General features: G+C 58.4%; 12 protein-coding genes and 1 riboswitch. Of the genes, 7 read left to right on the top strand and 5 right to left on the bottom strand.

What is annotated here, in order from left to right:
• Positions 1–16: 16 nt before the first annotated feature.
• Positions 17–1,084 (top strand): putative urea ABC transporter substrate-binding protein, encoded by a 1,068-nt coding sequence (locus ACP86_RS06370; RefSeq protein ID WP_053113103.1) that lies wholly within the window; start codon positions 17–19, stop codon positions 1,082–1,084.
• 222 nt (positions 1,085–1,306) lie between these two features.
• Positions 1,307–1,918, top strand: a complete 612-nt coding sequence (locus tag ACP86_RS06375; protein ID WP_008171010.1) for a TetR family transcriptional regulator — start codon at positions 1,307–1,309, stop codon at positions 1,916–1,918.
• Here the strand turns inward: ACP86_RS06375 and ACP86_RS06380 are convergent.
• Positions 1,901–2,800 (bottom strand): bifunctional transcriptional activator/DNA repair enzyme AdaA, encoded by a 900-nt coding sequence (locus ACP86_RS06380; RefSeq protein ID WP_053113104.1) that lies wholly within the window; start codon positions 2,798–2,800, stop codon positions 1,901–1,903. The genes ACP86_RS06375 and ACP86_RS06380 overlap by 18 nt on opposite strands.
• Positions 2,801–2,938: 138 nt before the next feature.
• Here ACP86_RS06380 and ACP86_RS06385 point away from each other — a divergent pair, with 138 nt between their 5' ends.
• Positions 2,939–3,709: a class II aldolase/adducin family protein gene (locus tag ACP86_RS06385; RefSeq protein ID WP_008171006.1), complete on the top strand. Its 771-nt coding sequence runs from the start codon at positions 2,939–2,941 to the stop codon at positions 3,707–3,709.
• An 18-nt stretch (positions 3,710–3,727) separates the two neighbouring features.
• Here the strand turns inward: ACP86_RS06385 and glnT are convergent, their stop codons facing one another.
• Positions 3,728–5,086, bottom strand: a complete 1,359-nt coding sequence (gene glnT / locus ACP86_RS06390; protein WP_053113105.1) for a type III glutamate--ammonia ligase — start codon at positions 5,084–5,086, stop codon at positions 3,728–3,730.
• Positions 5,087–5,240: 154 nt separating this feature from the next.
• On the opposite strand from glnT, the gene ACP86_RS06395 reads away from it, so the two are divergent.
• From ACP86_RS06395 to ACP86_RS06410, 3 genes are all read left to right on the top strand, one after another.
• Positions 5,241–6,272: an alpha/beta fold hydrolase gene (locus ACP86_RS06395; protein ID WP_053113106.1), complete on the top strand. Its 1,032-nt coding sequence runs from the start codon at positions 5,241–5,243 to the stop codon at positions 6,270–6,272.
• 184 nt (positions 6,273–6,456) lie between these two features.
• Positions 6,457–6,565: riboswitch (guanidine-I (ykkC/yxkD leader) on the top strand.
• A gap of 66 nt (positions 6,566–6,631) precedes the next feature.
• Positions 6,632–7,447: an ABC transporter permease gene (locus ACP86_RS06405; protein WP_008171002.1), complete on the top strand. Its 816-nt coding sequence runs from the start codon at positions 6,632–6,634 to the stop codon at positions 7,445–7,447.
• Positions 7,447–8,232, top strand: coding sequence for an ABC transporter ATP-binding protein (locus ACP86_RS06410; protein ID WP_053113107.1), 786 nt, complete (start codon positions 7,447–7,449; stop codon positions 8,230–8,232). The genes ACP86_RS06405 and ACP86_RS06410 overlap by 1 nt, the downstream gene beginning before the upstream one ends.
• Positions 8,233–8,296: 64 nt before the next feature.
• On the opposite strand, the gene ACP86_RS06415 is transcribed toward ACP86_RS06410, so the two are convergent.
• The 3 genes from ACP86_RS06415 to pedF form a co-directional block, all read right to left on the bottom strand.
• The gene (locus tag ACP86_RS06415) at positions 8,297–10,072 is read right to left on the bottom strand and encodes a PQQ-dependent methanol/ethanol family dehydrogenase (RefSeq protein ID WP_053113108.1); all 1,776 of its coding nucleotides are present in this window, start codon (positions 10,070–10,072) and stop codon (positions 8,297–8,299) included.
• A gap of 193 nt (positions 10,073–10,265) precedes the next feature.
• On the bottom strand, positions 10,266–11,222 hold the full coding sequence (locus tag ACP86_RS06420; protein ID WP_053113109.1) for a substrate-binding periplasmic protein: 957 nt from the start codon (positions 11,220–11,222) through the stop codon (positions 10,266–10,268).
• An 89-nt stretch (positions 11,223–11,311) separates the two neighbouring features.
• Positions 11,312–11,740, bottom strand: a complete 429-nt coding sequence (gene pedF / locus ACP86_RS06425; RefSeq protein ID WP_053113110.1) for a cytochrome c-550 PedF — start codon at positions 11,738–11,740, stop codon at positions 11,312–11,314.
• A gap of 260 nt (positions 11,741–12,000) precedes the next feature.
• On the opposite strand from pedF, the gene ACP86_RS06430 reads away from it, so the two are divergent.
• The gene (locus ACP86_RS06430) at positions 12,001–13,173 is read left to right on the top strand and encodes an ABC transporter substrate-binding protein (RefSeq protein ID WP_176443031.1); all 1,173 of its coding nucleotides are present in this window, start codon (positions 12,001–12,003) and stop codon (positions 13,171–13,173) included.
• The last annotated feature ends 22 nt before the right edge of the window (positions 13,174–13,195 follow it).

Here is a 13,195-nt window from a genome sequence, read left to right on the forward strand (position 1 = left end):
CCCGAGGAGAGACACCATGAATACACGCGACATCACCAAACGTCTGGCGGCCGGTCTGTTCACGGCCTCCCTGTCCATGGGTGCAATGGCCCAGGAAAAGGATTCCTTCAGCATCGCCTGGACCATCTATGCCGGCTGGGTGCCCTGGCAATACGCCGAGGACTACGGAATCATGAAAAAGTGGGCGGACAAGTACGATATCGAGGTGGATATCGTGCAGGTGAACGACTACATCGAATCCATCAACCAGTACACCGCCGGCCAGTTCGATGGCGTGACCGCTACCAGCATGGACGGCCTATCGATTCCCGCAGCCTCTGGTGTGGATACCACCGCGCTGATCGTCGGTGATTACTCCAACGGCAACGACGGCCTGGTTTCAAAAGATGCGTCCAGAATCGAAGAGCTGGAAGGCGAAACCGTTCATTTGGTTGAGTTGTCCGTCTCCCACTACCTCCTGGCCCGCGCCCTGGCCAGCGTTGGCCTGGAAGAACGTGACTTGAGCGTGGTCAACATTTCTGACGCTGATCTGGTCTCTGCATTCCAGACCGACGATGTTCGCCATGTGGCAACCTGGAATCCGTTGCTGAGCGAAGTGGAAGCCTATCCCGGTGCTACAAAGCTGTTTGATTCCAGCCAGATTCCGGGCCACATCAAGGATCTGACTCTGGTAAACACCGAGACCCTGGCCGACAATCCCAAGCTGGGCAAGGCATTGGTCGGAGCCTGGTACGAGACCATGAGTATTCTTGAGTCCGATACCCCAGAGGGTGCGGAGGCGCGGGCATACCTGGGCGAGCTTTCCGGCACGGACCAGGGCGGCTACGAAGCACAGCTGGCAGGCATGAAGATGTTCTGGGAGCCGCAGATGTCGGTGGACTTCATCAACAGCGACGAGGCGTCTGAAGCGATGGACAGCGTACGTGAGTTCTCCTTCGAGAAGGGCCTGCTGGGCCAGGGGGCCATGAGCCCGGACTTCGTAGGCATTGAGTTCCCCGATGGGTCGATCATGGGTGACTCTGGCAACGTGAAGCTGCGGTTTAATGATAGCTACATGGAGATGGCGGCTGACGGAGAGATCTGAACAAGCCGCACTACTGACATTGAAGCTACGGGCACGAACATTCGTGCCCGTTTTTGTTTAGACTTCGCGGGAGGGGTGGTGTGGGGGTGCCTTTCCAAAACTGTGCGGAGCCATGGATGGCGGAGCCCAAGCGTCACATGGATGTGCCGCAAGGAGCGTGTTTTGGAAAGGCACCCTCATACCACCCCGAAACTCCCAAGCCAAGTTAAGTAGACGAATCAGATGCGCCGTACCAAGGAAGATGCCGAGAAAACCCGCCAGACTGTGCTTGAGGCCGCGCTCAAGTTGTTTAGCCGGGACGGTTACTCACTAACGACTTTGAGCCGTATTGCCAAAGAAGCCGGTTGTAGCCGTGGGCCGATCTACTGGCATTTCGAGAACAAGGATGATCTGTACGAAGCTGTACTTGCCTACTCCCAGGAACCGCTGGAAGCCCTGGTCGCGGAGTGTTCTGGCATGCGGGAAACGCCCATTGAGGCCATGGATCATTTTATTGAACGCTGGCTGAGCTTGTTGGCCAATGACCGGAAGTATCGTCAGTCGTTCGAGATTCTGTTGAACAAGACCGAACTAACCGATGCCATGAGCCGAACGCTGAAGCGGGAACGGGCGTTGACCCGGTCGATTATTGCGATGTTCCGGCACCTGGTTGCCCAGGCAGCTGAGCAGGGTCTGATTTCTACACAGGAAGACCCGGAGGATCTGGGACTGCTGAGTTACACCTATCTGATGGGCATTACCCAGACCTGGCTGTTTGCGCCGAAGCTGTTTTCGTTGAAACAGGAAACGGCGTTTTTCCAGCGACAGTTCTGGGTGCTACTGGGTCGAGGCTGAGCGCTCTTTCTCCAGCAATTGCTGTTTTCGGTCGAGGCCCCAGCGGTAACCACCGAGGGAACCGTCACTGCGCAACACCCGATGGCAGGGAATCAGCACGGCGATGCGGTTTCGCCCGCAGGCGGAGGCCACAGCCCGAACGGCTTTGGGCTCGCCCAGTCGCCTTGCCAGCTCCGTGTAACTCACCACCTCACCTTCACGGACGCTTAGCAGGAGTTTCCAGACGCGTGTCTGGAATGCGGTGCCACGGATATCCAGAGGGACATCCGGTCTGGGCATGTTCTGGCTCAAATGCTCATCCAGAGCCAACATCCACGCATCCAGCTCCGGCGATCCCTTTGCCCCAGACGGAGCCAGTCGAGCCTTCGGAAACTCCTTCTGTAACTGATCTCCCAGTGCCGTCTCATCATCCCCGAATTCGGCAAAACACACACCCTGATCGGTGGCGGCCATCATCAGCAGGCCGAGAGCCGTTTCCCGGCAGGCATAGGCAATGGTTTCACCTTCCCCACCCTTGCCGTAGCGGGAAGGCGGCATGCCGACCTGTCGGTCTGCCTTGCCATAGACGCGACTGACCGAACCAAAGCCGGCATCGTAGATTGCATCGGTCACGGTCCGGCCTGTTCTCAACGCCCGCTTGTAGTGGTTCAGGCGCAGTGCATCCTGATAAGCCTTTGGTGAGACACCGAAGGTTTCCTTGAACACCCGCTGTACGCGGGATGGCGACAACCCAACCACAGCGCCGAGGTCGGCAAGGCTCAACGGTTCATCTGGCCGGCTCTCGATGTACCTGGCCAGTGCGACCATTCGATCGGCAACGGGCATGGATGCTTTCGCGTCACTATCCTTCTCGTCCTGCATCGGGGTTCGGAAACTTTCCATGCTTCGGCTCCTTCATGTGCGCACAACCCATCATCCATATGATGCGCGTTTGCTTCGCCCCCTTCCATCCGATTCTTGCGGGCGCTACATTGACCGTCAATCAACAATAAAACCAACCGATTCCGAGGGGTCAGCACTATGTCCGAGCAATTGGCAATTCCATCCAAAAAGGGTGAAGTCAGTGAGGAGGAGTGGCAGCTTCGCATTGACCTTGCCGCCGCCTACCGACTGATTGCTCTCTACGGCTGGGACGACCTTATCTTCACCCATCTCTCGGTGCGAATTCCCGGTGACGAGCATCATTTCCTGATCAACCCCTACGGAATGATGTTCGAGGAAATTACGGCTTCCAGCCTGGTGCGCATTGATCAGGAAGGCAACAAGATCAATCCAGACGATTTCGACATCAACCCTGCCGGTTTCACCATTCACAGCGCCATCCATGCGGTTCGTGAGGATGCTGCCTGTGTCATGCACACCCACACGACCGCCGGTGTCGCTGTGTCAGCGCAGAAGGAAGGCTTGCTGCCCTTGTCCCAGCAAAGTCTTTTTCCGCTATCCGGACTCGCGTACCACGATTACGAAGGCGTGGCGCTGCGCGAAGACGAGAAAGCGCGCCTGCAGGCAGATCTGGGCCACGCCCGTTTCATGATCCTGCGCAACCACGGCCTGCTGACCACGGGACCCAGCGTCGCCGAGGCCTTCCTGAACATGTACATCCTGCAGCGCGCCTGCGAGGTCCAGATTCAGGCCATGTCCGGAGGCCAGCCGCTGGTACGTATTCCCGATACCATTCTCAGCTCCATTCGGGAGCAGGCCAAAAAGGTCACCAAGGGCATGGGTGGCAACCTTGCCTGGCCAGGACTTCTCCGGAAGTTGGACCGCATCGATCCAGGCTTCCGAAGCTGACATCAGGCCCTGTAGCTATCAGAACATTTTCAGATAACGGTCCACTTCCCAGGCCGACACGTGGTTCTGATAGCTCTCCCACTCGCCTTTCTTGAAGTCGATAAAGCTTTTGAACATGGCTTCACCGAAGACTTCTTTCGCCAGCGGATCGGCCTCAAAGGCCTCCACCGCCTCGCCCAGGTTCCGGGGCAGATACTCAATGCCCTGCTCGGCGATTTCAGCATCGCTGTAGTTGTACATGTTCTCGTGGTGGGGTACGCCCGCGTCCAGACCTTCACGGATGCCTTCCAACCCTGCAGCGAGAATCAGCGCGCTGCCAAGATAGGGATTGCAGGCAATGTCTGCGGCACGGCATTCGATACGCCCGCCCATGCCGGGGATCCGGATCATATTCGTGCGGTTGTTGGAGCCATAACACATGAATACCGGTGCCCAGGTGGAACCGGACATGCTGCCCTGGCGAACGAGCCGTTTGTAGCTGTTCACTGTCGGTGCAATCACGGCACTGATGGCCGCGCCGTGTTTCAGCACACCGGCAGTGAAGTGATAGGCGATCTTGCTGATGCCGCAGTTGTGCAGATCGTCGCCCTTGGGCTCGAACAGGTTTTCGCCGGTTTTCAGATCCGCCAGCGACATGTTGTAGTGGGCGCCACTGCCGGTGCGGTCGGCAAAGGGCTTGGGCATGAAGCTCGCGAAAGCGCCATGTTTGCGGGCAATCTCGTTGGCCATCATCCGGAAGAACACCAGGCGGTCGGACATGGTCAGTGCGTCGGCATATTTGAAGTCGGTTTCGAACTGGCCGTTGGCGTCTTCGTGATCAAACGAGTACACATCCCAGCCCAGCTCGTTCATGGCGTCTACCAGCTCATCCATGATGGGCAGGTTATCCATGAGCGTGCGGGGGTCATAACAGGGCTTGCCCAGGTTGTCGCGATCACTCAGCGGGGCAAAGCCGCCATCCTCGGTATCCCGGAACAGGAAGAACTCGGTTTCAATACCGAGATTGAAGCGATACCCCATATCGGCCGCCGCACTCAGCTGACGACGTAGAATATTCCGGGAACAGGCTTCGAAAGGCGCGCCGTTCAGGAACAGATTGCCCGGGAACCAGGCCAGCTGGCGATTCCAGGGGCAGATGGCCAGCCCATCGGCATCCGGCATGGAGGCGACCTCGTCGTCGGAGATATCCTGGGGCACGCCATCCAGGGCGGCGCCTGTGTAAAGCTCCGAGCCTTCCATCATTTGCCCCAAGTGAGCCACGGGCACGAACTTGCCTTTGGTCACACCGTGGATGTCCACGTAGCTGGCAATGGCGTATTTCACACCTTCCTCTGTGAGCTTCTCTTTCAGGGCCTGGGTGTTGGTCAATTCCGTCATCCTGTTTTTCTCCGGCCCGTCATGCGGGCAATCAGTTTGGGTTCTGGCACGTTTCTTTCTTTGTTTTTGCCATTCAACTTACATGCCAGCGTGTATATATAAGAGCGAAGGCGAGAGACTTCAGGCAAACAGTCAGCCTGAAAGAGAGGGGAAAATGGCGTCGAAGCAATGGCTTGTAGAAGATTACGAAGCAGGTGACCTGCCTCTGACTTCCGGCGAAACGTTGCACTCCGCGAGATTGCGGTACCACCGCATCGGCGAGCTGAACGCACCAAAAGACAACCTGATTATGCTGCCCACGTACTACGGTGGTGCAGCCGCGGGTAATCACCCGTGGGTTGGAGGCAACAGCCCCCTCGATCCAGACCGTTACTGCATCGTTATTCCCGCTTTGTTAGGCGCAGGCGAATCATCCTCACCCTCGAACACCGCCGGAGCGCAGCGCGGCCCGGGCTTTCCTGCCGTGTCCCTGAATGACAACGTGATGCTACAAAAGCGGTTGGTGGAGGACATCTTCGGAGACGCCCGGATCGCGCTGGTAATGGGCTGGTCCATGGGCGGGATGCAGGCACTGCAGTGGGGCTGTTTGTTTCCGACGCAGGTGCGCGCGGTGCTGGCTACCTGCTGCACCGCACGGTGCTATCCCCACAACCGGGTATTTCTTGAGGGCGTAAAGGCGGCACTGACCTGTGACCACGCCTTCGAGAATGGCCGTTACCGGAGTCCACCCGAACGCGGACTCCGGGCCTTCGGCCGGGTTTATGCGGGCTGGGCTTATTCCCAGGCGTTTTTCCGTCACGAGCTCTGGCGCGAACAGGGTTTTGGCTCCATTGAAGAGCTGCTTCGATTCTGGGAGCAGGATCATCTGGGCCAGGACGCCAATGATCTGCTCACCGTACTGAACACCTGGCAGAACGGTGATATCAGCGACAACCCCGTATTTGGCATGGATTACGAAGCGGCGCTCTCTGCCATTGCCATGCCTACCCGAATGATGCTCTGCACCACCGATCTCTACTTTACCGAGGAGGACGCCAGTGAGGATGGCCGCCGGATGCCCGGCGCAACCGTGGAATCGCTGGAATCGGACTGGGGCCACGTTGCCGGTGGTGCGGGCCGGGAGGCTGCAAGCCACAATCGCATCCTTGCGGCCGCCCGGGCCTTGCTCTCGGGAAAGGCGTCATGATCGAGCATCCGAACCTATGCCGCACCAACCCGGTGCATATTTTTGCCGATGCTTTTGCCGGGATGACCCGTTTTCGCCCGCTCTTCGGATCTGGCATGCCATCTGCACTGTTTCCGACTGACGGTTTTCAAAAACCCGATCCGTTCAAAGCACTGTTCACAACACCGCAGACAGAGCGACGGACAAAATGGGTGACTAGGGTTCCGGTCCGGGCAGTCAAGATTCCCGGATGGCTGGTCCGAGAGTTACCGACCTCTGGGGAGGTTACACGGCGGGACAAAAGCCCGGGAGACTGAATCGCAAGGGACGCTGTTACCCGCGATGACCTTGCCGTGTTGTGTAACCAGAGGAGACGATTCATGCGAATGATCAACCATCACCCCGGGCGTGTTTCCGCTACCCTCTTGGGCCTGCTGCCCTTTCTGTTGATCATGCTCATCTACAGCCTGGCCTCCCAGGAGCGCCTGGCAGACAACCCCAACGACAAACTCCTTCCCGGCCTGGAGCAGATGACCGCGGCCGTGGATCGCATGGCTTTTCAGGAGGACCGTCGCAGCGGCGACTACCTGATGTGGCAGGACACGACCGCCAGTCTGGCGCGCCTTGGAATGGGCGTCGGTATCGCCGCCTCGCTGGCGCTGGTGGTCGGTATTCTCAATGGAGTGCTGCCACTGGTCAGGGCCAACCTTGCTCCTCTGGTTTCTGCCCTTTCCATGGTGCCGCCGCTGGCCATACTACCGATTCTCTTCATTGTGTTCGGGCTGGGCGAGCTTTCCAAAGTCATGCTGATCGTAATCGGAACCGCGCCCATCATGATGCGGGATGTGGCCCAGCGGGTCCGCGAACTTCCCGGCGAGCAACTGATCAAGATCCAGACCCTGGGTGCCAATTCCTGGCAGGTGATCACCCGCATGGCCCTGCCCCAGGTGCTGCCCCGCCTGATCGACGCCGTGCGCCTTAGCCTTGGCCCCGCCTGGCTGTTCCTGATTGCTGCCGAGGCGATTGCCTCCACCGAAGGCCTCGGCTACCGGATCTTCCTGGTGCGGCGCTACCTGGCCATGGACGTGATCCTGCCCTATGTCATCTGGATCACCATTCTCGCCATTGTTATCGACCAGTGCCTGCGTCTGGCAAACCGCAGGCTGTTCCCCTGGTACAACGCAGGAGGCCACTGATGAGCTTTATTACCGTTAACAATCTCTGGAAGGAATACGGCGATCAGGTGATCCTGGAGAACCTGAACCTGAGCGTGAAACAGGGCGAGTTCTGCACCCTCGTGGGCGCCTCCGGTTGCGGCAAGTCCACCTTCCTGAAAATGCTTCTGGGCCAGGAAACCCAAACCCGCGGCGAACTGCTACTGGAGGGCGAGGCCTTCCCCGGCGAGCCGGACAGAAACCGGGGTATCGTATTCCAGCGCTACTCTGTGTTCCCGCACCTGACAGTGCGCCAGAACGTGCTGATGGGCCTGGAACTCGAACAGAAACCCTGGCTGGGCAAGCTGTTCGGCGGCGCCCGCAAGGTAGCTCTCGAAAAAGTGGACGACATGCTGGAGTCGGTGGGCCTGAGCCCATCCGCCAACAAATGGCCCCACGAACTGTCGGGCGGCATGCAGCAGCGCCTAGCTATCGCCCAGTCGCTGATCATGCGCCCGCGGGTTCTGTTGCTGGACGAGCCCTTTGGCGCATTGGACCCGGGGATTCGCGGTGACATGCACGACCTGCTGCTGAAACTCTGGCAGGAAACCGGCACCACCATCTTCATGGTGACCCACGATCTGAAGGAAGGTTTTTACCTGGGCACCCGACTGCTGGTGTTCGACAAGGTGCGCAACGATCCCCATGACCCACAGGCATTTGGTGCCACCATCACCTACGACTTGCCGATCGGGCAGACAGATCGAAAACTGTTCGAAGACATTCACCAGTCGGTCAGCGAGACAGCCCGTAATCAGGCCGCCTGATCTAACGGACAGCTCAATAAAAAAGGTCGCCCCAGGGCGACCTTTTTTTTCACTTTCGCTTGGATCAGTTGCTGGCAACCCGATCCTTCGGCAGCTTGAAGGTCCAGACCATACCGCCCTGGTTGAAGTCCTTCACTACCTTGGCCACTTCGCCACCCCAGAGCGGAACCGCGCCACCCCAGCCGGACGCCACAGAGACGTACTGCTCGCCATCCATGGTCCAGGTGATGGGCGTGCCCACGACACCGGAACCGGTGTTGAAGCGGTAGAGCTCTTCGCCGGTCTTGGCATCAAACGCCTTCAGATGGCCCTCGGGCGTACCGGTGAACACCAGACCACCGGCCGTTGTCATCACGCCACCCCACAGCGGTGCGGTGTTCTCGTAACGCCAGACTTCCTCACCGGTTTTCGGATCCATGGCCCGAAGTACGCCGATGTAGTCATCGTTGGCCGGCTTGATGGTGAACCCTGCACCCAGGAACGCAGCGCCCTTCTTGTAGGAAACAGGCTCGTTCCAGATATCCATGGACCACTCGTTCGAGGGCACGTAGAACAGACCGGTCTGCTGGCTGAAGGCCATGGGCATCCAGTTCTTGCCGCCGAGGAAGGCTGGCTGAGCCAGAACCATTTCACCCTTGCCACCTTCCATATCGGCAGGATTGCCCGGGCGTCCGCCCTCGGTGTAAATCGGACGGCCGGTCTTCGGATCCAGGCCCTCTGCCCAGGTGATCTTGTCCACGAACGGGAAGCCACGAATAAAGTCACCGTTCTCGCGGTTCAGTACGTAGAAGAACCCGTTACGGTCGGCGGTGGCCGCTGCTTTCACGGTTTTACCGTTCTCTTCGTAGTTGAAGGAGATCAGTTCGTTAACACCATCATAGTCCCAGCCATCGTTCGGGGTGGTCTGGAAGTGCCACTTGATGCTGCCGTCGTCCGGATCAATCGCCAGTCGGCTTGAGGAGAACAGGTTGTCGCCGGGGCGCAGGTGCGAGTTCCAGGGCGCCGGGTTACCGGTACCAAAGAACAGGGAATCGGTGTCCGGATCGTAGGTGCCGCCCAGCCAGGTAGCCGCGCCGCCGTTCTTCCACATTTCGCCGGGCCAGGTCACGCCTGCCTTGCCACCGGAAATGCCGTTCTCGATCTTCTTGCCGTCTTTGTAAACGTAACCCATATGGCCTTCTACCGTCGGACGGGTCCATACCAGATCACCGGTATTGGCATCGTAGGCTTCCACCTTGCCGACAATACCGAATTCACCACCGGAAACGCCGGTAATGACCTTGCCCTTGATGACCATGGGCGCGGCGGTGATTGCATAACCGGCCTGGTAATCGGCTACCTTCTTGATCCACATCGGCTTACCGGTGTCCTTGTTCAGGGCAACCAGTTTGGCGTCCAGGGTACCGAAGATCACCTTGTCGCCGTAGATGGCGGCACCGCGGTTAACCACGTCACAGCAGGGCATGATGCCATCGGGCAGACGGGCATCGTACTGCCAGATCTCTTCGCCGGTTCTGGCATCGATGGCATAGATGCGGGAGTAGGAGGCGGTCACGTACATGACGCCGTCCTTGATCAGCGGCTGGGATTCCTGGCCACGCATTTTTTCGCTGCCGAAGGAGAAAGCCCAGGCCGGCTGCAGATACTGAACGTTGCTGGTGTTCAGATCTTCCAGAATGCTGTAGCGCTGTCCCTGGGTACCCATGCCATAGCTGACAATGTCTTCAGGGGTCTTGTGATCGTTGATGATGTCTTCGTCGGTTACCGCATGGGCCCCGTAGGAAACTGCCATGGCCAGGGCGCTGGCCGCAATGCGAATCCCGAACTTGTTGGTTCTCATGGTTGCGCTCTCCAAGTCTCTTGTTTTCAGTTCTCTTGAGTTCGTTTCAGGCCGAACCGGGAACTTTTCCCGCCTCTGATACGATTCTTCGCTTTGTGGAAAAAACCAACAATTGCTCGCCGGAACAGGTTTTCTCATCACTTGGTAGTACGACTACACCGGCTCTTCCGGCCCCGGCGTTCGGGGCAACCCCTCAGAGATCCCCTTCGGCCCTGGCGATAGCCTGCTCATCCAGAAATTCCCGGTAATAACCCGGCACGCTGTATCGGAGTTTCTGGCTGGCCATCAGCTCGTTCATCTCGCCGGTCTTCACCAGCCTGTCGATGATGGCTTCAAGGGCATAGCCCAGCTGGCGATGGGTGTGTTTGATCGCCATACCCACATCCCATACCTGTTTGCCGATACCCGGAAACCCGTTTCCAGCGGCTTCGAACATGGCGTTCTCGGATTTGGCCAGTTCGTGATCGATCTCCGAGCGCATACCCATCACGGCACTTACCTCACCCTTGCGCATGGCCTCGAACGCGTCCGCCACGTTGGTGTAATGGCGAACCTGTTCCCGCATGCGGCCGCCGAACGCGGAGGTCAGATAAAAATCAGGCAAGGTATCTATCTCGACGCCAATACGGTTGTATTGAAAAACCGCCACGGTTTCGACGGCATCGAGCTTCTCGGGGTTGTAGGCAATCTGCCAGGTTTCCTGCTGATACGGGCCGAACAGAACGACCTGTTCGTTGATGTATTCGCCGGTGGAATCCTGCATGTAGGCGTAGGTCTTGTCGTAGGGCACCCGGAGCATCACATCCGCAAGCCGCTGTTTGGCCAGGTAGTGCCCTTTCCAGACGTTATTACGCAAGTCGTCTCCGAGATTCTCGTCGGGGATGATCCAGTGCACCTTGAACTCAACGCCCATTTCCTCGGCAATCCGCCGCCCGAGTTCGATGTCGATACCCATTGGCTCACCATCAACCTCGTAGGAATAAGGCGGGAAATTCTCATAGACACCGACCTTCAGGTAGCCGGAATCCAGGATGATGTCGTAGGTGCGCTCCGCAGGCCGGTTGAGCAGTTCGTTCCCGTCGTTAACCTCCTGGGCCAGGACCACCTGGGCGAACAGCAACAGGGCAAGTATTCCAAGTAGACTTTTCATTGTTTTCTCCCACCTTTTCTCCCAACGACGAAGGGCCGGCACATGGCCGACCCGAATTCAGGCGCTCGTTTTGACAGTAGCCGCGCTCATCACTCTGGCTTGGGCAGGGATTCCACATAGGTGCGGATTGCCCACATGGCGTTCTGGTCCATGCTCTTTTTCCAGGACGGCATTCCGCGATCGGTACCGTTCATCACGCGTCCGATGTAGTACTCGTCATCCCACTCGGTCAGTTCGCGAAGATCCGGCGTGAGACCGCCGGACATCGCCCGAATGCCATGGCACGCGGCGCAGTTGCCAGCGTAGGCACTTTCGCCGATTTTCGCGGCCTGGGCGTTGAACTCGCCGAATTCATTGCCCTCGCGGAAGGGGTTCTCGATGCGCACCTCATCGCCCAGCTCCGGCAGATTGCCCGTATCCACTTCCTGTGGGGTGACATTGCCATGCGCGATAGCGAAGCCGGCCAGGCCAAACATGGCCGAAGCCACGATTGCTTTGAGTGAAAAGGACATTGCCATTGGTCTTACCTCTGTTATTGGATTCCCCGTGGTTGGCTATTGGATTTGTCAGTTGCCAACTTGCTGATCACCAGTCTAGGAATCCCGATGCCCAATCCGAATGCCACTTTAAGGTTTTTGGTTTAGTTCCTTGGTAGTAGATTTTTGGTCTGCGAGAAGAAATCTCATCCTTTGGTACTGCCTGATTCCTACTTTCTGAATATTTCCGGGCCTCTCCCCCTTCCATAAGCTGGAAGCACAACAACAAACCGGAGAACCCCATGTCTTTTCTGTCCCGGACAGCGGCCACTTCATTAATCACCATGGCAGCAGCATGCCCGCTGCACGCGGAATCCCTGGACGTGCAGATTGGCTATCTACAGTGGATTCCGGACCAGGGACCGGTACTTTCCAACGTGATCCCGGAGCCGGACGATGCCGGCCTTCGCGGTGCCGAACTGGCCATGAACGACAACAGCACCACCGGTAAGTTTCTGGGCCAGACCTACTCACTCCAGAGTGACGTTGCCGATACCGAAGAAGCGGCTATCGCGGCCTTTGAGACCATGCGCGAAAGCGGTCTCGACCTGTTCGTGGTGAACGCGCCGGCCTCGACCCTGAAAACCCTCACGGAAAAAGCAGGCGACAACACCCTGATCTTCAATGCCGGCGCCAAAGACGACGCCCTGCGCACCGGCCAGTGCCACGTGAACCTGCTGCACACAATGCCCAGCTATTCTATGCTCACCGATGCCCTCGGCCAGTGGCTGAACCAGCGACGCTGGGATGAGGTGTTCCTGATTACCGGGCCAACCGAAGCTGACAAAGGCTGGGCCGATGCCTTCCGCCGTTCAGCGAAGCGCTTCGGGCTGGAGATCGTCGAAGACAAGCCCTGGACCTTTGACGCCGACCTGCGCCGAACCGCCTCGAAGGAGCTGCCGCTATTCACCCAGGCCAGCGATTACGACGCTGTGGTGGTTGCTGATGTACGCGGGGATTTTGGCGAGTACGTGCCCTTCAATACCTGGCTGCCGCGACCGGTGGTGGGTACACAGGGCATGTCACCCGTTACCTGGCACCGGGTGGTGGAGAGCTGGGGGGCTGCGCAGCTCCAGAATCGTTTTCGCGAGCTGGCAGGCAGGGACATGAACAGCGAGGACTACGCCGCCTGGACAGCCGTTCGCTCCATCGGTACCGCCATCACCGACCTGAACTCCGCCAGTCCCGCCGAGATCCGGAATTACCTGTTCAGTGACAAGTTCCAACTGGCTGCGTTCAAGGGCCGTAAGCTCACCTTCCGCAACTGGAATGGCCAGCTGAGACAACCAATTCCGCTGGTTCATCCCCGGGGACTGGTGGCGCGCGCACCCTTCGAAGGCTTTCTCCACCCCAACAGCCAGATGGACACCCTCGGTTTCGACAGACCTGAAAGCGATTGTCGAATTAACGGCTGAGCCCATGGCGGCCAACGTTCAA

The organism is Marinobacter sp. CP1 (assembly GCF_001266795.1).
Taxonomy (GTDB): Bacteria; Pseudomonadota; Gammaproteobacteria; order Pseudomonadales; family Oleiphilaceae; genus Marinobacter; species Marinobacter flavimaris.